This is a genomic window from Marinobacterium sp. xm-a-152 (assembly GCF_013282965.1).
In the GTDB taxonomy this organism is placed as follows: domain Bacteria; phylum Pseudomonadota; class Gammaproteobacteria; order Pseudomonadales; family Balneatricaceae; genus Marinobacterium_E.
In genome coordinates, this window is sequence record NZ_WBYI01000003.1 from 109176 (window position 1) to 135182 (window position 26007).

Annotated in this window: 27 protein-coding genes; 13 read left to right on the forward strand and 14 right to left on the reverse strand. The window is 49.6% G+C overall.

All coding sequences use genetic code 11. From position 1 onward, the window contains the following. Positions 1 to 24: 24 nt before the first annotated feature. The 5 genes from XMA152_RS03645 to XMA152_RS03665 form a co-directional block, all read right to left on the reverse strand. Positions 25 to 1269 carry an ABC transporter substrate-binding protein gene (locus XMA152_RS03645; protein ID WP_173480157.1) on the reverse strand — a complete coding sequence of 415 codons (1245 nt, stop codon included), beginning with the start codon at positions 1267 to 1269 and terminating at the stop codon, positions 25 to 27. Between the two features lie 95 nt (positions 1270 to 1364). After that, complete coding sequence (locus XMA152_RS03650; RefSeq protein ID WP_217363795.1) at positions 1365 to 2855, reverse strand: ATP-binding protein; 1491 nt, start codon at positions 2853 to 2855, stop codon at positions 1365 to 1367. Beyond that, entirely contained in the window at positions 2852 to 3514 is a 663-nt protein-coding gene (locus tag XMA152_RS03655) for a response regulator transcription factor (RefSeq protein ID WP_173482756.1), read from the reverse strand. Before XMA152_RS03655 ends, XMA152_RS03650 begins: the two co-directional genes overlap by 4 nt. 278 nt (positions 3515 to 3792) lie before the next feature. Beyond that, positions 3793 to 5322, reverse strand: coding sequence for an ABC transporter permease (locus XMA152_RS03660; RefSeq protein WP_173480155.1), 1530 nt, complete (start codon positions 5320 to 5322; stop codon positions 3793 to 3795). 77 nt (positions 5323 to 5399) lie between these two features. Beyond that, on the reverse strand, positions 5400 to 6329 hold the full coding sequence (locus XMA152_RS03665; protein WP_173480154.1) for a sugar ABC transporter substrate-binding protein: 930 nt from the start codon (positions 6327 to 6329) through the stop codon (positions 5400 to 5402). Positions 6330 to 6518: 189 nt separating this feature from the next. Between XMA152_RS03665 and XMA152_RS03670 the strand changes: the two genes are divergently transcribed. Further along, on the forward strand, positions 6519 to 7295 hold the full coding sequence (locus tag XMA152_RS03670; RefSeq protein WP_173480153.1) for an ATP-binding cassette domain-containing protein: 777 nt from the start codon (positions 6519 to 6521) through the stop codon (positions 7293 to 7295). 2 nt (positions 7296 to 7297) lie between these two features. Continuing rightward, positions 7298 to 8488 (forward strand): ROK family transcriptional regulator, encoded by a 1191-nt coding sequence (locus tag XMA152_RS03675; protein WP_173482757.1) that lies wholly within the window; start codon positions 7298 to 7300, stop codon positions 8486 to 8488. A 119-nt stretch (positions 8489 to 8607) separates the two neighbouring features. On the opposite strand, the gene XMA152_RS03680 is transcribed toward XMA152_RS03675, so the two are convergent. From XMA152_RS03680 to XMA152_RS03690, 3 genes are all read right to left on the reverse strand, one after another. After that, positions 8608 to 10458: a bifunctional sugar phosphate isomerase/epimerase/4-hydroxyphenylpyruvate dioxygenase family protein gene (locus XMA152_RS03680; RefSeq protein ID WP_173482758.1), complete on the reverse strand. Its 1851-nt coding sequence runs from the start codon at positions 10456 to 10458 to the stop codon at positions 8608 to 8610. A 120-nt stretch (positions 10459 to 10578) separates the two neighbouring features. After that, positions 10579 to 11730, reverse strand: coding sequence for a sugar MFS transporter (locus XMA152_RS03685; RefSeq protein WP_173480150.1), 1152 nt, complete (start codon positions 11728 to 11730; stop codon positions 10579 to 10581). Positions 11731 to 11803: 73 nt separating this feature from the next. Beyond that, positions 11804 to 12454 (reverse strand): TetR family transcriptional regulator, encoded by a 651-nt coding sequence (locus XMA152_RS03690; protein WP_173480149.1) that lies wholly within the window; start codon positions 12452 to 12454, stop codon positions 11804 to 11806. A gap of 257 nt (positions 12455 to 12711) precedes the next feature. Between XMA152_RS03690 and dctP the strand changes: the two genes are divergently transcribed. From dctP to XMA152_RS03710, 4 genes are all read left to right on the forward strand, one after another. After that, positions 12712 to 13716, forward strand: coding sequence for a DctP family TRAP transporter solute-binding subunit (gene dctP, locus XMA152_RS03695; protein WP_173480148.1), 1005 nt, complete (start codon positions 12712 to 12714; stop codon positions 13714 to 13716). Between the two features lie 86 nt (positions 13717 to 13802). After that, positions 13803 to 14360 (forward strand): TRAP transporter small permease, encoded by a 558-nt coding sequence (locus XMA152_RS03700; RefSeq protein WP_173480147.1) that lies wholly within the window; start codon positions 13803 to 13805, stop codon positions 14358 to 14360. Then, positions 14360 to 15643, forward strand: a complete 1284-nt coding sequence (locus XMA152_RS03705) for a TRAP transporter large permease (RefSeq protein WP_173480146.1) — start codon at positions 14360 to 14362, stop codon at positions 15641 to 15643. The genes XMA152_RS03700 and XMA152_RS03705 overlap by 1 nt, the downstream gene beginning before the upstream one ends. A gap of 12 nt (positions 15644 to 15655) precedes the next feature. Continuing rightward, positions 15656 to 16522 carry a shikimate dehydrogenase gene (locus tag XMA152_RS03710; RefSeq protein WP_173480145.1) on the forward strand — a complete coding sequence of 289 codons (867 nt, stop codon included), beginning with the start codon at positions 15656 to 15658 and terminating at the stop codon, positions 16520 to 16522. Between the two features lie 113 nt (positions 16523 to 16635). Here the strand turns inward: XMA152_RS03710 and XMA152_RS03715 are convergent, their stop codons facing one another. Next, on the reverse strand, positions 16636 to 17391 hold the full coding sequence (locus XMA152_RS03715; protein WP_173480144.1) for a sulfite exporter TauE/SafE family protein: 756 nt from the start codon (positions 17389 to 17391) through the stop codon (positions 16636 to 16638). A 406-nt stretch (positions 17392 to 17797) separates the two neighbouring features. On the opposite strand from XMA152_RS03715, the gene XMA152_RS03720 reads away from it, so the two are divergent. Further along, positions 17798 to 18244: a type II 3-dehydroquinate dehydratase gene (locus XMA152_RS03720; protein ID WP_173480143.1), complete on the forward strand. Its 447-nt coding sequence runs from the start codon at positions 17798 to 17800 to the stop codon at positions 18242 to 18244. On the opposite strand, the gene XMA152_RS03725 is transcribed toward XMA152_RS03720, so the two are convergent. After that, the gene (locus XMA152_RS03725) at positions 18241 to 18744 is read right to left on the reverse strand and encodes a methylated-DNA--[protein]-cysteine S-methyltransferase (protein WP_173480142.1); all 504 of its coding nucleotides are present in this window, start codon (positions 18742 to 18744) and stop codon (positions 18241 to 18243) included. The genes XMA152_RS03720 and XMA152_RS03725 overlap by 4 nt on opposite strands. A 137-nt stretch (positions 18745 to 18881) precedes the next feature. On the opposite strand from XMA152_RS03725, the gene XMA152_RS03730 reads away from it, so the two are divergent. The 6 genes from XMA152_RS03730 (at position 18882) to XMA152_RS03755 (ending at position 23341) form a co-directional block, all read left to right on the forward strand. Continuing rightward, entirely contained in the window at positions 18882 to 19067 is a 186-nt protein-coding gene (locus XMA152_RS03730) for a hypothetical protein (RefSeq protein ID WP_173480141.1), read from the forward strand. A 145-nt stretch (positions 19068 to 19212) separates the two neighbouring features. After that, the gene (locus XMA152_RS03735; protein ID WP_173480140.1) at positions 19213 to 19518 is read left to right on the forward strand and encodes a cytochrome c5 family protein; all 306 of its coding nucleotides are present in this window, start codon (positions 19213 to 19215) and stop codon (positions 19516 to 19518) included. 91 nt (positions 19519 to 19609) lie between these two features. After that, positions 19610 to 20386, forward strand: coding sequence for a sulfite exporter TauE/SafE family protein (locus tag XMA152_RS03740; RefSeq protein ID WP_173480139.1), 777 nt, complete (start codon positions 19610 to 19612; stop codon positions 20384 to 20386). A gap of 59 nt (positions 20387 to 20445) precedes the next feature. Beyond that, positions 20446 to 20688: an exodeoxyribonuclease VII small subunit gene (locus tag XMA152_RS03745; RefSeq protein WP_173480138.1), complete on the forward strand. Its 243-nt coding sequence runs from the start codon at positions 20446 to 20448 to the stop codon at positions 20686 to 20688. An 11-nt stretch (positions 20689 to 20699) separates the two neighbouring features. Continuing rightward, positions 20700 to 21572, forward strand: a complete 873-nt coding sequence (locus XMA152_RS03750; RefSeq protein ID WP_254443533.1) for a polyprenyl synthetase family protein — start codon at positions 20700 to 20702, stop codon at positions 21570 to 21572. Next, positions 21572 to 23341 (forward strand): 1-deoxy-D-xylulose-5-phosphate synthase, encoded by a 1770-nt coding sequence (locus tag XMA152_RS03755; protein ID WP_173482759.1) that lies wholly within the window; start codon positions 21572 to 21574, stop codon positions 23339 to 23341. The genes XMA152_RS03750 and XMA152_RS03755 overlap by 1 nt, the downstream gene beginning before the upstream one ends. 61 nt (positions 23342 to 23402) lie before the next feature. On the opposite strand, the gene ribA is transcribed toward XMA152_RS03755, so the two are convergent. The 4 genes from ribA to nusB all read right to left on the reverse strand — a co-directional run bounded on the left by ribA (position 23403) and on the right by nusB (position 26007). Continuing rightward, entirely contained in the window at positions 23403 to 24014 is a 612-nt protein-coding gene (gene ribA, locus XMA152_RS03760) for a GTP cyclohydrolase II (RefSeq protein ID WP_173480732.1), read from the reverse strand. An 85-nt stretch (positions 24015 to 24099) separates the two neighbouring features. After that, the gene (locus XMA152_RS03765) at positions 24100 to 24573 is read right to left on the reverse strand and encodes a phosphatidylglycerophosphatase A (protein ID WP_173480135.1); all 474 of its coding nucleotides are present in this window, start codon (positions 24571 to 24573) and stop codon (positions 24100 to 24102) included. Then, complete coding sequence (gene thiL / locus XMA152_RS03770; RefSeq protein ID WP_173480134.1) at positions 24566 to 25534, reverse strand: thiamine-phosphate kinase; 969 nt, start codon at positions 25532 to 25534, stop codon at positions 24566 to 24568. Before thiL ends, XMA152_RS03765 begins: the two co-directional genes overlap by 8 nt. Then, a complete protein-coding gene (nusB, locus tag XMA152_RS03775; protein WP_173480133.1) occupies positions 25534 to 26007 on the reverse strand; it encodes a transcription antitermination factor NusB in 474 nt (157 codons plus the stop codon). The genes thiL and nusB overlap by 1 nt, the downstream gene beginning before the upstream one ends.

Sequence of the window (26007 nt, forward strand, 5' to 3'; positions counted from 1 at the left end):
CAGGGTTGAGGGCTCTTGGTCGGATTACATCGCTGCTTGGATAGAAGCGATTAGCTGAGCTTTACCCTCAGCAGCCGACTGATCTGAGTTGAAGAAGTTAGTAGCGGTATCGTAGATAGCGCCAGAAACTGCTTCAGGGACAGCCATACCGTGCGCGAAGCTTGGTACTAGACCGCCAGTTTGTGCAGAAGATACAAAGGCATCCATTGACGCGTGTGCACAGCTATCGAACTCGTCACGAGCCATGCCTAGACGTGCTGGGATAGAACCTTTGTTAAGGTTGAAGACTTTCTGGAAGTCCTGACCTAGGATCTGCTTAGCCATCTCTTGTTGAGCTTTCTGTGCGTCAGCATCAGACTGCGCGAAGAAGGCAAAAGAGTCGACGTTGAACGTGAATGAACCTGACGTGCCTGGTGCTGCAACACATGCGTAATCAACGCCTGGTGTCTTACCAGCAACAGTGAATTCACCTTTCGCCCAGTCACCCATAATCTGCATTGCAGCTTCACCGTTGATGACCATTGATGTCGCAACGTTCCAGTCACGACCTGGAGAGTTTTCATCGATTAGACCACGGATCTCACCGAATACGCGGAACACCTCTTCAGTCGTTGCGCTGTTAAGAGCGTCTGCATCTAGCTCAACGAATGCTTTCTGGTAGTACTCAGGACCGCCCACACCAAGCACAACAGCTTCAAATACAGTCGCGTCCTGCCAAGCTTGGCCACCGTGCGCTAGGGCAATGTAGCCAGCGTCTTGGATCTTTTTAGCTTGAACTAGGAAATCGTCCCAAGTTGTTGGGATGGTAGCGCCCGCTTTTTGGAAGATCTCTGGGTTAGCCCACAACCAGTTTACACGGTGTACGTTAACTGGAGCGGCAACGTATTTGCCGTCGTGTTTCATTACATCAGAAACCACACCAGGTAGAAGTGCATCCCAGTTGTTCGCTTTAGCGACGCTATCGATGTCTGATAGGAAACCTAGCTCACCCCACTCTTGGATCGATGGGCCTTTGATCTGTGCTGCAGTCGGTGGGTTACCCGATACTGCACGTGACTTAAGAACGGTCATTGCGTTCTCACCGCCACCACCAGCAACTGCGAAATCTTTCCAGCCCACACCCGCTTCAGTCAGTTTCTCTTTTAGGTATGCAACCGATTTCGCTTCACCGCCACTTGTCCAGTAGTGAAGAACTTCTACGTCAGCAGCTTGTGCTGCAGTTGATAGTGTTGCTGCAGCTACGCATGCAGCTAAAGTACGTTTGATCATTGAGTAAACCTCTTTATTGTTGTTTATAGGTAAGAATACCTTGGGAACTGGCGATCAAGATCTTCAGTTCTTCAATCAATATAACAACTTGAGTCTTACGCAGAGTTTCGTTCTGTTACAAAGTGTGACAATGGAAAACGAAGCTCAACGATCAAACCGCCCCCTTCACGATCAAGCAGCTCAATACTGGCACCGTGCAGCTGCGCAATCGACTTAACAATGCCCATACCCAGACCGACATGAATCGATGAGGGCGCTTTATCGATGCGATAGAAGGGCTCAAAGACTCGCTGCTTTAACTCATCACTGAGACCCGGGCCTCGGTCACACACCTGCACCACCAACTCATTGTCTTCCGGCTCTTTATGGCCAAAGATCTCGACTCCACGCCCGTAGTGCAACGCGTTATCGATCAGGTTAGTAAACAGGCGTTCAAGCGAGAGACGGCGACCCTCTAAGACAAACTCATCGGGCAGTGTCGCAGAGCTGGGCAGCCCTTCGATCTCTGCACTGGCAAGGGCTGACTCAATCACCTGTTTCAGATCGATCTGTTCGCTGTTCTCGTGAATGGCGCCATCTTTAATCATCTGCAAGGACGCTTTGACCAGCAGATCGACGTTCTCGATGTCACCAATCAGGTTATCGCGCAGTTTATCGTCATCAATCATCTCAACCCGCAAACGGGCGCGTGTCAGCGGGGTTTTCAGGTCATGGGAGATTGCGGCAAACAGCTTCTCGCGATCGGAGATAAACTTCTCAAGCCGTTGCGCCATCTGGTTAAAGGCACGAATGGTTGTCTGCATCTCCCGGGTACCCTCGGCCGGAATCAGGGAGGGCGTTTTACCGCGCCCTAGGGCATCCGCCTCACGAGCTAACCTTCGCAAGGGTCGAACAATACCGGCCACCAGCAGGGTCACCAAAACAACCACGGTCAGTGTCACTGCTAATAAAGAGACCAACCGCTCAGACTCAAACAGAGTACTGCCCATGAAATCCCCACCAGGGAATACCGTGGCCAGATAGACCCACTCGTCCGGGTTTAATTTAAGCTGCACAACGACGACGGGGCTGTCATCACCGGGATCTAACAGGGCAAACCGCTGCCATTTGGGTGGCAGCTGCACCATCAGGTTGTCATCAGAGAGAATGCGAAGATTCGAAAACGCAACGAACTCAACCGCAAAGTCTTCGGATTTATAGGCTAACTGGCGGGCTGCATTCTGTTTAACACGCTCGCCAACAAGCTGCTGTAGCTCAGTGTTGGGCAAGGTCTCTAGATGAATTTTTTGACTGTTAATCGAGACAAAGTAGCGCGTACCGCCCATATCGCGCAGCTGATCGAGCACGATGTGACGATATTCACGCGGTAGTTTAGAGAAGAACTGAATCGTCTGACCTATGCGCGCGCCCATCACTTCCGAGATCTCAACGAGACGTTCGCGTTCTGCCTGTTGAATCTGGCGTGTCCAGACATAAGAACTGACCGCCTGTGCCACTAAGACACCGATGATCAACACCAGAGACATGCGTGCAATGATCGACTTAGGCATCAGCCGATCGCGTAGGCGGGACCAAAAACCGATCATTTTAGAACCAGGTGGTACCCTTTGCCGCGAATGGATTTGATCGTCTCATCCTCGCTGAAGGGGGTCAATTTGGTGCGGAGTCGACTGACTAAGGTATCAATCGAACGATCTTGCGGAAGCGCCGCATGCCCCTTAAGCTCCATGCTGAGCTGATCACGGCTGATGACACCGTCATGGCCATGCAGTAGCGCCAACAGATCAAACTCAGCCCCAGTCAAACTAAGCGCTTCACCATTGACTGACACGGTTCGTTTCGCCCTGTCTAACAGTAGATTAGAGCTAGCAGTTGGTGATTCGACGGGGGCGGATCGACGCAGCAGCGCTTTAATGCGAGCCAACAATTCGCGAGGGTTAAAGGGTTTACCCATGTAATCATCTGCACCCAACTCAAGACCCAGGATACGATCCACATCGTCACTGGCAGCGGTGAGCATAATGATCGGCAAGTTGGAGTCCTGACGCAGAGTACGACAGAGAGCCAGTCCATCCATGCCCGGCAAACCGACATCAAGAATCAACAGCTCGGCAGCACTGTAGTCGCCCTCAAGCAGCGCTTCAGCCGACTCAAACGCAAGTACCGTGAAACTGTTTTTCTCTAAGTAATCCGAGAGCAGTGAGCGTATCTCGTGATCATCATCAACGAGTGCAATGACAGGCATGTAGGGTAACTTCCTAATTGTTATCTTTTTACTCTAACGATAAACACTTACGAGAGCTAGCCTTACTAAGTTCACCACCAAATTACCGTTGGAGCGATCTTGCAAAGGTCGCGATTCTTTCAATCCCCATTCGCCTCATCTTCGATAAGGCTCCAACTAAGAGCATTGAAGGGGTACTGCACGTACTGTTGGAGCGGTCTTAAAAAGGCCGCGATGCTATTTGCTTTCAACAAAAAACCCCATAGCCTAGGCGATGGGGTTTTTTAATCATTGGGTGATTAGCCTTCTAGCGTACGAGCTCTTTCAAACATGTAAGGCACCGTCGTCATACCAGCCAGTACTACCGCACCCAAGATCAATAGAGGCGCAACAGCTGCCATGCCCATTGATACTAGCAGAACCGCTGCTGCCACGTAGACGGCTGCAAGGATAAGCGCCAGTGAACGTTTCAAGGTCACAGCTACAGCCACGGCACCCAACACAAGCACGAGAAGCGACGCGAAGGATTGCCAGTTGCCAGACACAATGGCTTGTAGTTCAGCCACAGCCGGCGCATCCAGTAGGCGAGCCGTTTGGTTAGCCGCAAGATCAAGTCCAGCTGCTTGCATTGCCACCATGCTGTTGTGCTCATGCAGTGAAATCGCCGAGCTGATCAGTGCAGAACCCGGTGTTAAGCAGGCAAACAGAGCAAGAACCAGAGCCACAACACCCAGCATACGCTGAACTTTAACCGCTGATTTAGATTGGCGAACAATATCCAATCCAACGGCAACCAAAATGATCAGACCCAGTACCACCATCTGCCAGAAAGTCTCTAGCTGAGCCAGGGTCAGACCGTTATTGATCAGTTTCAGAAGGATGACACCCATGAAGGTACCGATGATCGTACCGCGGCCACCAAACAGAGAGGTACCACCAATAACAACCGCAGCAATGGCATCCAGCTCCCACATCTGGCCGTAGTCAGATTTTGCATAAGGCGCGCGACCTAGGAAGAGCATCGCACCCAATGCAGCGCCCATCGAACAGATTACGTAGGTGTAGAGAGTGTAGAGACGCGTATTGATACCCGCTTGGCGAGAGCCCTGTTCGTTACTACCAATCGCATAGATGTATCGACCCAAACGCATGTTGGATACAACGACCGCCAACAGAATGAAGAAGACGATGAAGATGATCATAGACATCTGGAAGGTACGGAAGAAGTCCATCCAGTGCTCGTTCACGAAGGCGCCAATCGACTCCATAAAGCCGCTCAGTTCACCCGCTTTGTAATCAGCACGAAGCTCCGCAAAGGGGTTGTAGCGACCAAATAGATCGAAGGTTTCAGGTAGCTTAGGTGTTGCACGCGCATCCGTTGAAAGGTGTGCCGTACCACGCCAGATCGAAAGACCCGCCAGGGTAACGATAAAGGCCGGCATCCCGAGATAGGCGACCAACGTGCCATGAATAATACCCACTAATGCACCCATCGCTAGGCCAGACATGATCGCTAACCAAGGTGGGAAACCCCAGTAGCTGACAATGTAACCGGTGACGGCTGCGATTAAGCCCATTACCGATCCGACCGAAAGATCGATACCCGCCGCTAGAATCACCAACGTCATACCACCTGCAACAATACCGATAGCGGCTGAGTTGTTCAGAATGGTCATCAAGTTAGTAGGATGGAAGAAGGGTTTACCATCCGTTACTAGCTCAATGGCTAGGGCAAGAATCAGAATCGCCAGCAGTGCGCCAGACCACTCTTTACGGAAGAAAGAAACCGTAACGCCGATCGCTTTATCTTGAAGGCTTTTAGAAGTCATTATTCAGGACCGTTTGTTTTAAACAGTTAAAGAAGAGATCGGGCTAATGCCCGATCTCGACGGAGTGTAAGTAAAACTTACTTGATACCTACTAGGTCTTTGTAAGCACCTGAAGTAGATGGAGTCACTAGGAAGAAACCAGTGTCGATGCGTGGTGATACATCTTTACCCTGTGATGCAGCAACCGCAGCTTTGATGCCTTGGTAACCCATCTGGTAAAGCATCTGAGCTGTGTCAGCGTGTACCCAACCTTTATCCATCGCTTCGATTGCGTCAGTTGCGCCGTCGAAACCAACCAGTTTGATGTCACCTGCGCCTAGGCCAAGGTTTTCCATCGCTGCTTTAGCACCCATAGTGCCGCCGTCCCATGCGTTAGCAACCATTTTGATGTCGCTGCGTGAGTTTAGGATCGCTTCAACACCTTCCTGAGCTTGGTTAGAGTCCCACTCAGTTGGTACTTCTAAGATTTCAGAGTTTGGGCGAGCTGTTTTGAACGCTTCAACGAAGCCGTTACGACGCTCTTGGCCAGTAGACTGAGCTTGGTTACCCGTCACGTAGATGATCGCATCGCCATCGTTGATCAGAGTTGCTGCAACAGCACCCTGTACTTTAGCCACTGCGTAGTTGTCTGTAGCAACGAATGACGTCACTGCAGCGCCTGATACGCCAGTATCGATTGCAACAACAGGGATACCTGCATCCATTGCATCGTTTACTGCTGGAGCAACACCTGAAGAGTCAACTGGCGCGATACCGATTGCATCCACACCCTGTGCTACTAGGTTTTCGAACACTTCTAGCTGGCTTGATAGGTCGCCTTGGAATGCTGGACCTACAGTTACTAGGTCAACGCCCGCTTCTTGAGCTGCGTCTGCTGCACCCTGGTTGATCATCATCCAACCTGAGTTTGTTGCTGATTTAGTGATGTAGCCGATAGAACCTGCGTATACAGAGCCAGACATAAGTGCGCCAGCAGCCATTACGCTAAGCATTTTTTTCAATTTCATGTGTAGATCTCCACATTTGTTTGTTTTTGTTTTCGGCGGTCTATTTCGATGCCTAACAGCGATCTTCTAATACTTTATAGCGCCCTGTCAATAATTAAATTGAATTGATTTAATTATTGACTCGCTCTTAATTGTTAGTCATATTTAGTCACATTCAAATAAAGAGAATTTTCGTTCAGGAGTCTTAAAGTGTCTCAAAAAGTCTTAGAGATCAGAGGGTTAACCAAGCACTACGGCGGTGTACACGCGCTGAATGATGCGGACTTTGATCTTGCTCCGGGTGAGCACGTAGCGATTGTTGGAGATAACGGTGCGGGTAAATCGACCTTCGTTCGTAACCTAACCGGTGTAGAGCAACGCACTCGCGGTTCGATCAAATTCTATGGTGAAGAGGTCAACTTCGACTCTCCTCTTGAGGCTCGCGATGCTGGTATTGAGACCGTGTATCAAAACTTGGCACTGGCAGATGAACTAGACGTGCCAGCCAATATCTTTTTGGGACGTGAAAAGACCAAATTCAATCTTGGCCCATTCAGCTGGATGGACAAGAAAGGGATGCGCCAAGAGTCAGAAGCACTGCTTGAAAAGACCGGCGTTAAGATTCCTGACCTAAGCCAGTCCTTACGTGGCATGTCGGGTGGTCAACGCCAGTGTGTAGCGATCAGCCGTGCAGCGGGCTGGGGTGAGAAGTTGATCATCATGGATGAGCCAACCGCAGCTTTGGGTATCCAAGAGACCACGCGTGTTGAAAACATTATTCGTGGCTTAAAAGACCAAGGCATTCCCCTAATTTTGATCAGTCACAACCTTCGCCAAGTCTTTAACCTTGTGGATCGCATTATTGTCTTCCGCCAAGGTCGTATCGTTGGCAACGTTGTAGCGGCTGAAACGACCGGCAACGAGATCGTCTCGTTGATCACCGGTGCAGCGGATCAGGGTGTCCACGAAAACGCGAGTTACATCTAATTATGCGCAGCGCTTCGGCTTCTCAACGCGCCTCTGGTTCAAACCAGGTCGGTGTTCGCCAATACAATGAACGACTCATCCTCTCGTTAATTCGTGAGCATGATGCGTTGACGAAAGCCGAAATTGCCAAAGCAACCAACCTTACTCCACAAACCGCATCAACGATCATTAATCGATTGATGGAACAGGACCTGTTAATCGCAGGCACTAAACGCCGCGGCGGTTTGGGACAGCCTTCTACCCCCTACGCACTCAATCCTGAAGGGGCGTACAGTATCGGTGTCAAAATTGGCCGCGCCTCGTTGGAGGTGCTGTTTATGGATATGACAGGGAATATTCGTACCCGCATATCGCACGAATACCCCTTCCCGACGCCTAAAGAGGTCTATGCCAAGATCGAGCAGAGCATCAACACGCTTCTTGAACCTCTTGACGAGATGCAACGCGATCGCGTTACCGGTGTTGGCCTGGCAGCGCCGTTTGCGCTTGAGGGCTGGGGTGATGAGCTAATTGAAGCGAAAGAGGCTTTAGCCGAGTGGGCAAAGATTGATCTACTAGAAGAGCTAGAAAAAGTCACCGACCTTGATGCGGCCATGCTGAACGATGCAACAGCGGCCTGCCTAGCCGAGCTAACCTTCGGTAATCCGCAAAGCTGGGAGAACCTACTCTACTTCTACGTGGGTACGTTCATCGGTGGTGGCGTCGTTCTTAACGGACAGATACTTCCAGGCAGCCATGCCAATGCCGGTGCACTGGGTTCAGTACCAAGCGCTAACGGGAAGCAACTGATTCACTATGCGTCACTGCACCAACTTGATAAACGTTTGAAGTCAGAATCGATCGTGGCGGATTTTGCCAATCTATCGGAAACCCTAGAACAGGATGCCTGGGCTCTGTTTACAGAGTGGGCTGACAACGCAGCGCCCTATATTGCCCAGACCATTGCGGCAGGTGCTGCCTTTGTTGACCCAGACGGAGTCATCATTGATGGACGCCTACCGGCGGTCGCGACACAGTACTTAGTACTGGCTATCAACCGCGCTTCAAGCGATGTGAACTGGGAAGGTCTAAACAAACCCCCGGTAATCGCAGGCAACCTTGGGTTTGAAGCCCGCGCGTTAGGCGGTGCACTACTGCCGATCTACTCTAACTTTGGCTTAGATAACCAAGCCTTCCTTAAAGCCGCACAGTAGTTGCTATGCAGTTGGAGCGATCCTCTAGCCCCCTGTTGGAGCGGTCTTAAAAAGGCCGCGATGTGCAAAACCTGCATCGCTTCCTCTTCGAGAAAGCTCCAACAAATACTCAGCGAAGATCAAAGCACCAAATTCGTTTCATACTCACGCAACGCCGCCTGCGCTGCAAAGCGGATATGTGCATTCGCTTCACCGTAGGCCTGATACCCACCGATACGCTGCACAACTTCGAAGAATGCACCCTGTACTTCGCGCGTGTAGAAGTGCAAAAACTCACCGTCATCATTCGCATCGTAAAGAATATTAAAGCGCTGTAAGGTCTCAATTCGCTCAGCAGAGAGACCAAACTTACCCTTTATTTCACGGTAGTAGTTGTTGGGTACCGGCAACACCGATTCCGGATTGACCTGCGCTGCAAAAGCCAAAATATCCTCACACTCAAATGCGATCTGCTGCATACCGGCACCATGGGTTCGCTGAATAAAGCGCTGCGGTGACGCCTGACGAGCCTCAGTCATGTTGATTGGAATCTTCACCTGCCCGTTCTGACTAGAGGCCACTCGACTGGTCACTAGGCCATAAATGTCAGGCAGATCCTGTACCGGTGTAATGTCAAAGTTGAACACTGATTTATAGAAGAACGCCGCCGATAGGAAATCGGTATTAGTCACCGACTGCGCCATATGATCGACGCGTTTAACGCCGACTTTGGGTAGTTCTACTCCCTCGACCGATTCAAAATCGACATCAAAGAAACGGAACTTCTTATGACGTTCAACTAGATAGACCAAACTGTCTCCAACACCGCGCAGCGCTGGAATATTCAACTCACCTGGGCCTGCCGTGTTATTAAAGCGTTTGATTTGATACTGGTCTGCCTGTTTCAACGACTCTTTGACACTCGACGTCGTCAGTGCCAAAGCACAAACTGATGCGCCGTGCAGCTGGAAGTGCTGGTGAGCTTGGCTGGCAGGCTCGCGGTTAAGCACTAGGTTTACATCACCCATCTGCATCAGACCGACATCTTTAGAGAGGTGCTTGTGCGTCTCTTGAAAGCCTAATGAATTCAACATAGAGACAATCGATTCACCCTCTTCACCAGCAATCGCAAACTCAATGAACTCAACGTCAGTAATCTCAGCTTTAGGCGTTTCATCCTTGCACTGCTTATCCAACCAGATCAATGAACGCATACCATCTACTGCACGCTCTTTGGCAGGAGAAGCACGGAACTCATCATTGAAGATCTCGTGCGAAACGTAGTCATCAAAACCTTTGTCACACAAGACTTTCATGAAATCGACGACCGGTAGGTCACCCTGACCTGGGAAGCTGCGGTAGTGACGGCTCCAGCTCATTAAGTCGCTCAAATGCATCACAGGCGCATCGGCCACCTGAACCAAGGCGATCTTATCAACCGGAATCTCATCTCGCAGACAGTCGAGTGTGTTGCCCCGAGAGAACATATGGAAGGTATCAAGGTTTATGCCCAGCGCAGAGTGATCGGCACGCTTAACCAGATCCCAAGCATCCTCATAATCAGCAATAAAGCGCCCCCAAGAGAGAGCCTCGTAGCCCATAATAAAGCCCTCTTTTGCTGCCAGATCAGCCGCTTCATTGAGGTCTGCAGCACAACGTGCTCGATCATCACTGGCATGGGGAGAGACACTGGAACAGCACAAAATACGCTGAGTGCCTAGTTCATGCATCATCTCGAATCGACTCTGCATGTGGTAAAACTTCTGACGCTTTAACTCAGCAGGCAGACCTTCCAGATCACGAAACGGCTGCAGCGCTAGAATCTCCAAACCTAAGTCATCGGCAATCGACTTCACCTCACGCGGTGAACCGGCAAACTGAATCAGGTCATTATCAAAAATCTCAACCGCATCAAAACCCGCATCCGCAGCGGCTTCAAGCTTGTTTGGCAAACTGCCAGAGAGAGTAACGGTAGCAATGGATGTTTTCATAATGAGGACTCACATTGGGTTACTTTGAACCAAACGGTTCAAAACTATGAGTGCATATTAGCAAATACCATTTAAATTAATAAATAGTATTTAATTGATTAGATATAACTTAAAGGAAATTTATCTTTTACGAATCAAGGTAAGCAGCAAAAAGACGCTGGCGGTCATGCCCAAGAAAACCTGCGCCAGCGCTTCCAATCCGACACTAGAGACTATAAGCCCCAAGGAGAGTGGCATAACCACTAAACCAACTCCGGCAGCAGAGATCTGCATGCCGATCAGGTTGGTCACATGCGATTTTGGGACTCGCTTTGAGGTGGTTGAAAGCAGTGCTGGGAAGGTTGGTGCAAAGCCAAGGCCGACCAGAGCAAGCCCATAGACCCCACCTGGTCCACCTATTTGAAGGGTGAACAGAACCAAGCCAATCAGTGAAAGTAACAGACCGTAGAGCGTCAGGTTCATCTCACCTAACTTGGGCGCAAGTAGGCCCGCAACGATTCGACCAAGGGTAAAAGATCCCCAGTAGATCGTTACCCAAAGCCCCGCTGTTGCAAGCACTACACCGCGGGATTCGGTCAACAGGGTAAATGCCCAAAAGCCCAATCCAATCTCTGCCGAGGTATAGAGAAAAAAGGCCAACATACTTAGCCATGCCGCCGGTAATTTTAGCGTGGCGAGCATGCTGGCATTGCCCTGCTCTTCCGTTTCGCCAGCGTCAGGCTGATCACTCCATAAACCGCGATAGTGGATAAAAGCAGAAAGCATCAATAACATCAAAAACGCGACCAACAAATAGCCAGGCCGCCACAGACCTGTCATGGCCAGCGACAAGGTCATGATGGCAGGACCTAGGGTGACTCCGACACCAAAACTGGCATGCAACCACTGCATGATACGGCTTGAGTAGTGTTTCTCTACATAGGCATTGAGGCCCGCATCGATACCACCACCGCCCAGACCGGCAATCAGTGCGACAAAGGGCATCCAATACCAGTCAGGCACAACCATAAACAGCACCAATGCGATGACGGTAAGCGAAGCACTTTGAATCAGCAGGCCAGCCAGCCCAATACGATTAACAATCGCACCGATCATGAAACTACTTAGAGCATAACCAACGGTTCCGCCGGTCATAATGATTCCGAGACGATCCAGAGTGGTTGAGAACTCATCGGCCATAGTGGGCCAAGCCACACCGAGCAGCGCATCAGGCAGGCCTAAGGAGATGAACGCGATAAAACAGAGAATTAAAAGAAGGCGGCTAGGATGCATGTAAAACTCACTAAAAAGAGCTTCAATCTAGCGAAGCTGTAATGAAGTTACCAATCCAAAATATTCTTAAATATCAGTTGGCGACAAAGCGCAGGATCATCTCTTGTACCTGCTGATTAAGATGACTTTGCCCCTCTTCCGTAAATAGATCGTTGCCAAAGGCTGCACTGAAGGTTGAGCGGTTTGAGTTATTGAAGAAACAGGCTGAACTGATCAACCAGTGAAGCTCAATGACACTGATGCCCGATCGAAAAACACCCTCCTCAACACCTCGTTGGTAGATCTCGCCAAGCCGATCGATGGCAGGGTTGTTAACCTCCTCAAACGCCTCTTTTGCGATCAGATTGCGTCCCTCGTGAATGTTCTCAATCATAACCAGGCGAATAAACTGCGGATTGTTGCGCTGATGTTCAAAAGTGAACGCCACCAGTGAGCGAAGCGCCTGCTCGGGATTGAGATCATTCAAATGCAGCTGTTGCTCGCCCAAACGGATATCTCGGTAGGCAGCCTCAAGAACGGTACGGTAGAGCTCTTTTTTATCGCCAAAGTAGTAGTAGATCATCCGCTTGGATGTATCGGTTTTTTCAGCGATCACATTGACCCGCGCACCGGCATAGCCTGAGGTGGCAAACTCTTCGGTGGCGACACGCAGGATATTGGCTTTAACTGCTTCAGGATTACGTTTTTTTGCGGCTGAACGGTTCGATGTAGAAGGGATACTCATTTTACTTTTAACCAAACGTTTAAAAAACGGTTATAAAGGTTCTAACAAATTGTTTTAACCAAATAGTACAAAAAGCTTGAATGCCTGTATAGGGCTATGGCAAATTTGCACTACTTAGTTTTAACCAAGTAGTACAAAAGCTAAGAGCAAGACAATAAAACCAGCTTGCTTGGGGTAGGTGGTTTTAGACATCTTGCTACAAAAAATCTTGGAAACGTCATCTCTAGGCGTGAAACGATAATAAATTGGAGAGCCCAATGAAAAAGGCGATGCTAAAAACTCTTGTTGCTACTGCTGTAGCCGCTGCTTCTGTTTCAACTTTTGCAGCACCCACTATCAAACTAGGTCACGTTGACGGCGCTGACTGGCAGACATCTAAAAAAGGTGCTGCTGGTGTCATCTTCAAAAACATTGTTGAAGGTGAGACAGATATCAAAGTAGAACTTTTCCCAGCAAAAGCTCTAGGTAACGAAGGCGATCTAGTTCAGCAAGCACAGGAAGGCACTACGCACATGGCGATCGTTTCTGGCGCTATGGCTAAAATCTGTAAAGAAGCTGACGTTCTAAACATTCCTTACACATTCTCAAACGCAACGATCGCCTGGGACGTACTTGACGGTCAGTTTGGTCAAGATCTTGCTGCACACTGTCTAGAAGAGACTGGCCTACGCACACTTGCATACGGTGAGACAGGTTTCCGTAACTTCACTAACAACGTTCGTGAGATCAAATCTCCAGCAGACATGAAAGGTCTTAAGTTCCGCGTTCAGCCAATCCCTCTATACGTAGAGATGGTTGAAGGTCTTGGCGGTGAACCAACGCCTATCGCTTGGTCTGAACTTCCAAACGCACTTACAACTGGTGTTGTTGACGGTCAGGAAAACCCTGTCGGCACTATCTACAACAACAACCTTCACAAGCTACAGAAGTACATGGTTCTTGATGGCCACGTTTACGCTGCTGACTTCATCGTAATCAACGACGAATTCTTCCAGTCTCTAAGCGCTGCTGAGCAGGACATCATTGCTAAAGCCGCTCGTACTGCAGGCCTAATGGGTCGCGCAATTCAGCAGTTCAACACGGCTGAAGGCGTAACGAAAGTGGTTGCTGAAGGTATGAAAGTACACTCACCAACAGCTGACGAAATGGCTCAGTTCAAGAAGCTTGCACAGCCAGCGGTTAAAGAGTGGCTTGCTAAAGAGCTAGGTAGCGATGAGTGGATCGCTAAACTAGACGCTGCTGTAGAAGCTGCTTCTAAGTAATACTCCAAACCTCTTCAGGTTTGCACGGCTCCGACCATCCGGTCGGAGCCTATTTCTCAAAAAACTTATAACTGTCGGTATGACTTATGCACACTCTATTGCGTAAGGTGACCCGCTTCGTCGGTACCTTTTTTGCAGCAGGTTCAGCCATCTCTATGGCTTCAGTGTTCCTGATCATCTTCATAAACTCAGTACGCCGTTACACCATCGGAGAGTCGATCCCATGGGGCGAGGAGTTACCCGTCTACCTGGCAGTCTACGGAATTATGTTTGGCATGGCTTGGGCTTACCTGCTCGATCGCCATGTCTCTTTTGATCTTGTCGCGGGTCTGCTGCCTAAAGCAGCCCACAAACCGATCAATTTCTTTGTGGACCTCTGCATGGTCGTTATAGGTGCGCTGTTGAGCTACTCCGGCTACCTCTTCATGATGAAGCGCGGCAAAGTCGATGCATCCAGCATCCTTTCAAGTGCGCGTGAACTTCGAGATCTATTCGGTATCGAACAGCTTGCGGTTCTTGGGCAGATGTACCCCTACTACTTCGCTATGGTGCTGGGTGGCGCCATGCTTGCAGTAGCAGCACTACTGCGCCTGCTAAATCGAGCTGCGAATACCGATCAACATGAAGCGGAGGGCGCATTCTAATGACTTATGCCATTCTTCTAGGCGGTATCTTTATTGGCCTACCCATCGCTTTTGCCATCATCGCTGCACTGCTCTACTTCATGGCTGTGGGCGAATTCCCATACCACCTTCGCATCGTGGCAACACAGATGTTTGGTGGCATGGCCTCTTACCCACTATTGGCGATCCCTCTATTTATTCTTGCCGGCGAGCTGATGAATGAGTCGGGTATCACCAGTCGTATCATCGCATTTGCGAACGTTTTGGTCGGCAAAATGCGTGCCGGCTTAGCCATGGTGAATATCTGGGCTTCGGTCATATTTGCCGGTCTCTCTGGCTCTGCGGTTGCGGATACATCGGCGATTGGTCGTGTCTTTATTCCAGAGATGGAGAAGAAAGGCTACCCACGTGAGTTTGCTGCTGCCATTACGGCGGCCTCTTCCGTCATTGGTCCGATTATTCCACCATCGATTCCTGTCATCATCTATGCCCTGACTGTGACGGGTGTCTCGGTACCCGCGCTATTCATGGCCGGTGTGGTTCCCGGTGTAATGCTTGCGATCTTCCTTTCGGTCTACGTCTACTTCTTCAAAGGCCACTACGAGAAGCAGGGCACAGAGCACGAACTTGGCGAAAAGCAGAGCAACTCTCGCGCCCTGATCCAAGGGATTATTCCTCTATTGATGCCTGTCTTCGTGGTTGGCTCAATACTGATGGGGGTCGTGACGCCAACGGAAGCGGCCAGCTTTGCCGTGGCCTACGCCCTGTTTGTCGGAATCTTTGTCTTCAAAGAGCTGAAAGTCTCTAAACTGGCCGGTCTTTTCGCCCGAGCGATGCGCGACAGCTCGATCATCATGGTCGTTATCGGTGCGGTTGCTGCTGCTAACTGGTTGATGAACTACAACCGCGTTCCCAACATGATCACTGACTTCGCCTTGGAGTACATGACGGTTCAGTGGATGTTCTTAGTCGGCGTCATCATTCTCTTCTTAGTGGTCGGTCTGTTCCTAGAGGGCATCGCGGCAATGTTGGTACTGGTGCCGATTCTGCACCCAATTGCTGTGAGTCTAGGCGTCGACCCAACTCACCTTGGCATCATAATTATCTTCAACCTAATGATTGGCTTGATCACACCACCAATGGGACTCTGCCTGTTTGTCGCGGACTCCATCGCTAAGGTCGGTATGGCGAAGCTGAGCAAGGTGATTTTGCCGCTATTCTTAGTGGAGCTTTTAGTTCTTATTATTATCACGTTCGTTCCAGATTTGGTGATTGGATTACCAACAGCACTGGGCTTGCTGTAAAGGATGACAGCTATGAAGCAACTTAAACTGGGTTTAATCGGTAACTCAATCTCACAATCGCGTGCCCCTTTCCTGCACAAGATGTTGGGCGATATCTATGGCTTTGATGTCTCTTACGACTTGAAGGATCCGGGTCAAAGTGACAAAGAGGCATTTAAAACCATGCTTCAATCACTTCGTAATGATGGATTTACCGGTTGCAACGTCACCTTCCCCTTCAAATCCATTGCCGTTGAGTTCGTTGATGAGCCCGATGAAGCGGTACGTGAAGTAGGTGCAACCAATACACTCTACCTAGCCAATGGTGCTGTAAAGGCAACAAACACGGATTACACCGGTTTTATTCACGGCTACAAAGCTCAACGTGGTGACAAGCCAGCAGGTGAAGTACTGATGCTAGGCGCCGGCGGTGTCGGTCGAGCGGTTGCCTTTGGACTCTTCCATTGTGGCGCAACTAAGCTGAACATCTTTGACCTGAACATTGAAGGGGCTGAAGCGTTAGCGGCTGCAGTACGGGCTAAAGGGTACAACGCTGAGGTTATCTCTAAAGAGCAGCTAGCCGAAACAGCTAAAGCCGCAAACGGTTTGGTCAACTGTACGCCCGTAGGACATTACGCTACACCAGGTATCCCACTTGATCCAGAACTATTTGGTGGCCAAGAGTGGGCGTTTGATGCGGTCTATGTCCCATTAGAGACTGAGTTTTTGACTGCTGCACACGAAGCGGGTTTAGATATCGTCAGTGGCTTTGACCTCTTCTTCCACCAGGGCATTGATGCCTTTGATACCTTTGCTGGCATCAAAGCCGATGGTCATGAAGCTTTGGGACGCTTTATTGAAGAGTTTGACATTCAGAGCACGTTTATTAAATTAAAATAGTTTGCCATCGCTCCGGTGACTGGTTTTAACCAGTCATCCGCTTTATCAGCACCTGCTAATTCTGAGCGTAACAAGAATGCGGATGACAGGCTGAAGCCTGTCACCAATGTTACTCATAATGAGTCGATTACTACTCCGTGGATCAGCTTTATAGAGACCAGCAGCAGTCCGACTTCTACTAAGCCAAAGAACCATCGATCCTTCAAAATCTTAGTCAGCTTAGCCCCCATAAAGGTACCCAACAGTGCACTGGGCACCATCCAAAGCGCCAGCGTTAAATCCTCTGTGGAGTAGCCACGAAGCGCTAGGTAGGGTGGCAGTTTTGAGAGGTTGATCACAGCAAAGAAGAGCGTTGCTGTCCCGGCAAACACCAGTTTCTCCAGTTTTTGTGGCAGAACATAGACCTGAAAGGGTGGGCCACCAGTATGGGAGATAAACGAGGTAAAACCGGCAATGGTGCCCCAGATCCAACCGCCCACTTTGGTCGGTTTTTTCGCCTCTTTTACTTGGCGCTTTCCAAACCAGATATAGGAGACAAACGTGAGGCCCATAATACCGATCAGCAGGGCGACAAACTGATCAGAGACAATGGATGCCGTTGCCCAACCAATAAACACCCCTAGCAGACCCGCGGGGATAAGATTTTTCAGATTGATCATTGAGAAGTGTTTTCGATAGAGCCACACCGCCACCATGTCACTGATGATATAGATGGGTAGCAACAGAATGGCACCCGTCATAGGTGACATCACTAGGGAGAGGATCGGCACCGACAACATAGCAATGATGGGCAATCCACCTTTTGATAGGCCAACAAACCAGGCGGCAATCAACGCAATGACAAAGGCTGTACTTCCAAATTCAATCAATTAGGGAAACCTGCACTGAACATAAAGAGCTTCAAAGTATACGGCTCTTTTTCAATCTATGTACAAAAGATGTTGCACTCATGCGGCAGGATCTTAGACTAGGAAGCCTGCGAATAAGTCCATAGCATCTCAGCGAGATCTGAAATGTGTAGATACAAGGCGCTTTTTGCCGCTAATGGCCGTAGTCCTTAGCAAGAAGAGCAACACAGTAGATGCACATTACAGGTCACGCCCTGCGGGGCTTACAGTCAAATCCATCTTCAGCGTTGTGCTTTCTCGACTTAGCCCGCTAGGCCTTCGAAAACACGCCTTGATAATGAATTTGACTGTAAGCCTGAGATGCCATGGACTTGTTCGCAGGCTTCCAAAGCGACCAGTTGTCTGGCAAACAGTTAAGGATAGAACCATGGCAAAAATACTTCTGCTTCACGGCATCAACCACGCAATGTTCGGCAAGCGTGATCCGAAACATTACGGCACCTTTACGCTGCAAGATATCGAATCGGCCGCAGCTAATTGGGCTGCTGAGCAGGGGTGTGAGCTTGAGTGCTACCAGACAGACATCGAAGGTGAGCTGGCACGCAAAATTCATCAAGCCTTTTTGGAAGATGTTGATGCGATCGTTATCAACGCAGGTGCTTGGACTCACTACAGCTACGGTCTCACCGATGCGTTGGCGATATTCAAAGACAAAGGCCCTATCGTTGAGGTGCACATGTCCAACGTTCACGCGCGCGAGGAGTTCCGACATAAATCGGTCTTCTCACAGGTCGTTATTGGTCAGATATCAGGCTTTGGTTTGACCAGCTACAAGTTGGGTATTACCGCAGCAGCGGATGCGCTTAAAGCCTAAGCAAGAATCTGCTTAACCAAATCAAGGCCACCGGCTTCTAATGTAAGCAGGTGGCTTTTTCGTTCCACCCCCCAACGAAAGCCCCCTAATCCCCCGTCAGAACGCACCGCACGGTGACAAGGTATTAAATAGGCATGTCGGTTTTTACCTAGAGCACTACCCACAGCTCGAACCGCTGCTGGCTTACCAACCTCTTCCGCTAGCTGTTTATAAGTCAACACTTCACCTACTTTGCTAACAGCAATCCGCTGCCAGACCGCCTTTTGAAAATCTGTACCAGAGACGATCAAAGGTAACTGACCACCGTTAGTGAGGATGAATTGCTTAAATTGACAGTAATCCTCATTGGGTGGGATGGCCTCTGCATCGACGAAGGAGCTCTCTAAAATTCCCTGTTCGCACCAAACTATTTTAAGCAGACCCGCTGTAGTCTCTTTATAACAAGAGTGTTGGGCCTGTTCAGAAACCATCACATCTGAGTCGTTGATCAGTTTTATCATTTTGTCATCTCGATATTAATCCACAAAGGAGATAGGCCCAACGTTATAAATTGTTAACGCAAACGTCACCAAACTGTCATGTTTAAGGCGTTTAATCACGCTACTAAATTGATAAACGATAAAAAGGTAGCTGCACAATGAATCATAGTGATGCGCTAGTAAGAATGCACCATCGTGGCTTTAACGTTTCTGAGCTTAAAAACCAACCTAATATTGACCGCACCGATCTTGATGCTGCGTTGAAAAAGATCGAACGCGAGCATGAAACCTCTAAAAGAGGTCTAGCTCAACACTCGCAAGCCAGCTTTGCGATGCGACTTTAGACGCTAATTGCTCCAATAGCCCCTCATCTTCGTAGATTAATTGGACTTACACGAACCTTTGGTTATAAACTTATTCGATCGGGCGCTCTAAGCTAAATTTAGCTCCATAAGAGCAAACGAAAGTTCATGAATTGAGGTGGATATAATGAAAAAGACTCTACTTGGCCTAACAGCCGCTGCTCTTATGGTTCCTGCAACTGCAATGGCTGAGCGTGATGGCGCAACTGTATACAACACATACTGTCTAGCTTGTCACATGGTTGGCGTTGCTGGCGCTCCTAAAATGGGTGACGCTGCAGCATGGGCTCCACGTGCCGCTAAAGGTATCGATGCGCTTCTAGCGACTGCTAAGACGGGTATCAACGCAATGCCTCCAATGGGTACTTGCATGGATTGTTCTGATGCTGAACTTCAGGGCGCTATCCAACACATGCTAGATTCCTCTAAATAAGTTTTAGACGTCTCTACAAATAACCGGCCTAGTGCCGGTTTTTTGTTTTCTGGCATACAATAGCGGCTCTTAAAAACTCTCGGGGTACAGCTTGTCTGATCTAATCTGGTGGCAATACCTTCTCATTGCACTCATCTTTGTCTGGAGCGGCTTTGTTCGAACCGGCCTTGGCTTTGGTGGTGCCGTACTCGCCCTACCGTTTCTGCTGTTAATCGTTGATGATCCCCTCATCTTTCTGCCCATAATCGCCGTGCACCTGCTCATCTTTTCAGGGGCTATTACGCTGGGGAATCATTTCAAAGCGAAGCGTTTGGGAACCAGTGGGCTCAAAGAGAATGTCGATTGGCCCTATCTGAAGAAAACCCTAAAAGTGATGATTATCCCGAAGCTGATTGGGGTATTCGGGCTCTTAACACTGCCCAACGAGATCATGTCTGGGCTAATTTTTGTCATCGTCATCGTCTATTCAATTGGTTACATTCTTAATAAACCCTTTAAAAGCAACTCCGCTTGGATCGATAACCTCTTCTTAATGCTGGGAGGCTATGTCAGTGGTACTTCTTTGATTGCAGCGCCACTGGTCATGGCCGTCTACGCTAGCCATGTCGCTAAAGAGCAACTGCGCGATACTCTGTTTGTTCTCTGGTTCATTCTGGTGGTTATCAAGATGGGATCCTTCTTTGTCGTAGGCGTCGATCTGCAGTTAATCCACCACCTCTGGTTGCTGCCCTGCGCATTCATCGGCCACCTTCTTGGGCAAAAGCTGCACCGCTATCTGGTCAAGACCGATTCCGCCCGTTTCTTCAAAATTATTGGCACAGTACTGATCATTACCAGCACCATAGGTATTGCACGGACCTTTGCTTAAGGACAGGGTATACTACAAAACTTGTTCGCAGGTTCCCTAAATTTAAGGACTGAGTAATCATGGCAGAAAGCAAACAGACAACGGACTTCGAAGGCTCCCTAAAACGGTTAGAAGCCCTGGTTTCAGAGATGGAGAAGGGGGATCTCTCTATCGAAGAGGCACTAAAATCCTTTGAAGAGGGGATCAGCCTGACCCGCGAATGCCAAAACATTCTGCAATCGGCCGAACAGAAAGTCGTGATGCTAACAGAGCAATCCGGCGAGCTGGTTGAACAACCGTTTAACGAATCTGAACAAGCCTAATGCCGCAACCGATGTTAGCCCTGTACCGACAGAGAGTTGAAGCTGAGCTCAGTCGACGTTTAGCTGAACGTAACGGGATTGACCCTAGCCTTCATCAGGCGATGCACTACAGCCTGATGAATGGAGGCAAGCGCCTTCGTCCCACGCTGGTCTACCTGGCCACTGAGTTACTAGGTGGACAAATTGAGCAAGCGGATACGGCCGCGTGTGCTTTGGAGTGCGTTCACAGCTATTCACTGGTGCATGACGATCTACCGGCTATGGATAATGATGAGCTGCGCCGCGGCAAACCAACCTGCCATATCCAGTTCAATGAAGCGACCGCCATATTAGCCGGTGATGCACTGCTAACCTGGGCATTTGAACTGCTCAGCCAGCCTATTGATGCACTACCAGCGTCCACTCAGTTACAGATGGTTCATACCCTAGCTAGATGCAGTGGTGATCTGGGTATGGTTGATGGACAAGCCTTTGACCTAGGCTCAGAGGGTAAAAGACTGAGTCTAGAGCAGCTGAAAAGCATGCACGCAGCTAAAACGGGCGAACTCATTCGTGCAGCTCTGCGTTTAGGCGCTTTAGCCAGTGGTAATGCTACCGATACGGATCTAGAGGCACTCGATCGTTACGCGCAAAAGATTGGACTAGCATTTCAGATTCAAGATGACATCTTAGATATCGAAAGCACCACAGAACAACTGGGCAAACCCCAAGGTTCTGATGAAGAGAGAGACAAAGCCACCTACCCTGCACTTATTGGGCTTACTCAAAGCAAGCAGTGGTTGAATGAATTGCACCAACAGGCGATTGAAGCTCTAGAAACCTTCGGTGAACGTAACCAGTCATTAATAGCCCTTGCTGATTTTGTCATTGCCCGTAACCATTAATGATTACTGATATCCCCACACAACGTCCTGCGACTCCACTGTTGGACCAGATTGACTCCCCTTCAGATTTAAAAGGGTTGAATCTGGGCCAATTACAGCAGCTAGCGGATGAGTTACGTCTCTATCTGCTCTTCTGTGTCGGTCAGACTGGGGGACATCTTGGTGGCGGACTAGGGGTTGTCGAACTGACACTAGCGCTTCACCAGCTATTAGACACACCAGACGATCATCTGGTTTGGGATGTAGGTCACCAAGCCTATCCGCACAAAATTCTGACGGGTCGTCGTGAGGCGATGCTTAACATACGGCAACGAGAGGGGCTTACTCCCTTTCCCGATCGAGCTGAGAGTATTTACGACTGCTTTGGCACTGGGCACTCCAGCACCTCTATCAGCGCCGTTCTCGGCATGGCGATTGCCGACACACTGCAAGGCAATGATCGTAAATCGGTGGCTGTTATAGGTGATGGGGCTCTGACGGCTGGTCAGGCCTTTGAAGCACTCAACCACGCAGCACATACTGATGCGAATCTACTCGTCATTCTGAACGATAACGACATGTCGATCTCGCCCAACCAAGGGGGATTGGCCACCTATCTAGCCAAGAATCTACGTGAGCAAGCACCCACTAACCCTGTGATGCCTCTATTTGAAGCACTGAACTTTGAATACTCTGGCCCTATTGATGGTAATGACCTGAGCCAATTAATCCCTGCCCTTAAGCAGTCATTGAGCCAAACAGGGCCTCAATTCCTGCATATTAGAACTCGTAAGGGGTTTGGGTTTAAGCCAGCTGAAGAGGATCCGGTCGGCTATCACGCCATCACTAAACTGGAAAAACCATCAGAGATCAGTGCTCCTAATCTGAAATACAGCGATCAGTTTGGCCAATGGATCTGTGAAACTGCTTCAAGTGACCCTCGAGTAGTCGCGATTACCCCGGCCATGAGGGAGGGTTCTGGCCTTGTGCAATTCGCTGACCAATACCCAACACGTTACTTTGATGTTGCCATTGCAGAACAGCACGCAGCCACCTTTGCAGCCGGCCTTGCGGTAGGTGGGATGAAACCGGTTCTGGCAATCTACTCAACTTTTTTGCAGCGCGCTTTGGATCAGGTCATCCACGATATCGCCCTGCAAAATCTCGACTGTTTGATCGCTGTAGATCGTGCAGGATTGGTTGGGGAAGATGGTCCAACCCACTCAGGTATCTTCGATATCCCAATGCTTCGCTCGCTACCCGAGGTTGTCATTATGACGCCCTCCACACTGGATGAGCAGCAGCAGATGCTGACTCTAGGCTACCAATACAATGGCTGTGCTGTGGTCCGCTACCCTCGAGGCGAAGGCGTTAAGAGCAGAACTCCATTAGCGTCCTTAGCCATGGGTCAAAGCCGGTTGGTAAGAGTTGGTAAAGGTGGCGTCATACTCAACTTTGGCCCTCTTTTACCAGCAGCCGAGCAGGTCGCTGATCAGTTGGATCTTGGCTTAATCGATATGCGCTTCGTCAAACCACTCGATGAAGCTATGCTTGAAGAGCTAGTGAATACTTACTCTCACTTTATCACCCTGGAAGATGGGGCTATTGCGGGCGGAGCGGGCAGTGCTGTGAATGAGTGGCTGACTCATAATGGCCAGAACTTACGTTGTCTTAACCTTGGCATTCCCGATCGTTGGATTGAGCATGCGACTCGGGATGAACAGTTACAAGATGCCGGCTTAGATGCTGACTCAATTCGAGAGCAGATAGAGCACTTTCTACAGACCTAAAAAAACCCCAGCACTGCTGCTGAGGTTTATCAATGCACCAAATCAGTACCAACCTATGCCATTAAGCATCCGGTTTGAAATGCACTTCGCTCATCATATGACCGAGTTTACCCATTTTCGTCTCTAGGTAGTGCTCGTTGTAGCGGTTCTTACCGACTTGCAGTGGCACACGCGACGAGACATTCACACCATACTCTTCGAGTGCAGCGACTTTACGCGGGTTGTTGGTCATTAAGTTAACGCTCTTAACACCGATCGCATCCAACATTGGCTGACACATTGAGTAGTTACGCATATCAGCGGCAAAGCCTAAGCGCTCATTGGCCTCTACCGTGTCACAGCCAGAGTCTTGCAGGTTGTAGGCTTTGACCTTATTCAAAAGACCGATACCACGGCCCTCTTGGCGTAGGTAGAGCAGAACGCCTTTGCCCTCTTCGGTAATGCGCTTTAGGGCCTCTTGCAGTTGAAAGCCACAGTCACAGCGCAAGCTGAACAAGGCATCACCTGTTAGACACTCTGAGTGCATGCGGGCTAGAACGGGTTCGTCACCTGCAACATCACCGTATACCAGCGCGATGTGCTCTTTACCGCTCTCGACCTCTTCGAAACCAACCATACGGAATACACCCATAGGCATTGGCAATTTACATTCCGCTATCAGTTTAATATCCAAAATCTTATCCTCAATTCGATGCATCCTTGCATCTTTACCTCTGAATTAGTGAAAGGTATTACGACCAGATCACTAAAGCAGATTGCTATACAGCATAGTTTACCGCTTGCACGACCCCTAGCGCCATCAATCCAGCCAATAGATCATCCAACATAATGCCTAGGCCACCCGAGACGCGTCGGTCTGCCCAGCCTATCGGCCAGGGCTTCCAGATATCGAATAGACGGAACATCACAAACCCGAACACGACCCACTCCCAGCCCGTCGGAAGCGCAATAAAGGTAATCCATAGGCCAACAAACTCATCCCAGACAATGCCGCCATGATCATGAACACCCAGATCGTCTGAGGTTTTGCCACACAACCAGCAACCCAATAAAAAGGTCACCAACATTAATAAAAGATAGGGTATCAGTGCCCAATCGTTGAATAGGTACCAAATAGGAATGGCCGCAAGCGTACCGACGGTGCCGGGTGCTTTTGGCGCGGCACCACTGCCCAAACCAAAGGCTAAAAAGTGAATGGGGTTTCGCCAGATACTGGCAGGCGCTCTATTCATGTTCGTTTCCAAAATGGTTGAAACCCAATGAGGCAGGCAGAGGCACAGGTTCGCCCGATTTCAACAGTGTGATCCCTGTTTGTTGTGTGATCTTGCCTACTAGAGTCAGGGGTAGTGCTAGACGTTCACTGATTTGTTGAAGTTCAGGCACTCTATCCTGTGGAAGTGTAAAGCAGAGTTCAAAATCCTCACCGCCTGAAAGCGCCCATCTCTCTGCCAAATCTGGGGCAAGATCTTTAATGTCGGCTGATAGAGGTAGTGACTCAGTATGGATCTCTGCCCCAACACCCGAAGCGGTTAATAGATGCCCAAGATCCGCTAATAGACCATCCGACACATCCACGGCTGAATTCGCAATTCCACGCAGCGCCTCACCCAGCGCAAGTCGCGCGGTTGGGCGATAGTAGCGTTCAAGTAGGTAATCAGACCCACTTTCACACTCAGCAGTTAATAGCGCTAATCCGGCTCGGGAATCGCCTAGAGTGCCGCTGACCACAATGGCATCGCCAGCTTTAGCACCGCTACGTTTAAGCGCCATGCCTAACGGAACCTCTCCATGCACCTGAGCCGTAAACACTTGTTGTTGCCCTGAGGTGGTATCCCCGCCGACCAATATCAGTGAGTAGTGATGACAGGCCTCTGCTAAACCTTTTGAGAAGGCTGCTAACCACTCTCGCGTAGGCCCATTCAGTGTACAGGCAAGTGTCAGCCATTTGGGGAATGCCCCCATTGCCGCCAAGTCGCTGACACTACTGGCAACTAATCGCCACGCCAAATCTTCTGGATCGATGTCCGGTAGAAAATGAACACCTTCAACCAGCGTATCGACAGAGATAGCGAGTTCGGTATGGGGACTGGACGTTAACAGAGCGCAATCATCACCAATGCCGAGTTGAACACTGGGATGATCGCCACTGATGGAGTCAAAATAGCGGCGAATCAGATCGAATTCGCCTGGCATTACTTACCGCGGTTGGCTTTGATCTCGACAGCGCGGACTTTTTGCGCCAGCTTATCGAGGACGCCATTAACGTACTTGTGGCTCTCGGTTGCCCCAAAAATTTTCGCCAACTCAACGCTCTCGTTGATAGCGACTTTATAAGGGACTTCGATACGATTGATCAGCTCATAAGCACCGATACGAAGTACGCTCACTTCCACCGGATCTAACTCTTCGACGTTACGATCCAGATAGATGTTAAACGCTTGATCAAGCTCTGCTTTTTGCGCATTCACGCCTTGCAACAGTTCAGAGAAGAGCGGTACATCGGTTTCACTCATGTCGTTGTCGACACGAAAATGAGCCTCTACCTCATTCGTTGGGTTTTTTGTCAGCTCTTGAGAGTAGAGTGCCTGCAGCACAAAGCTGCGAGCGTTGCGACGCTTCTCTGTATTAGAGACTTTTTTGCGCTTAGGAGCCTGTTCTTCGCTCAT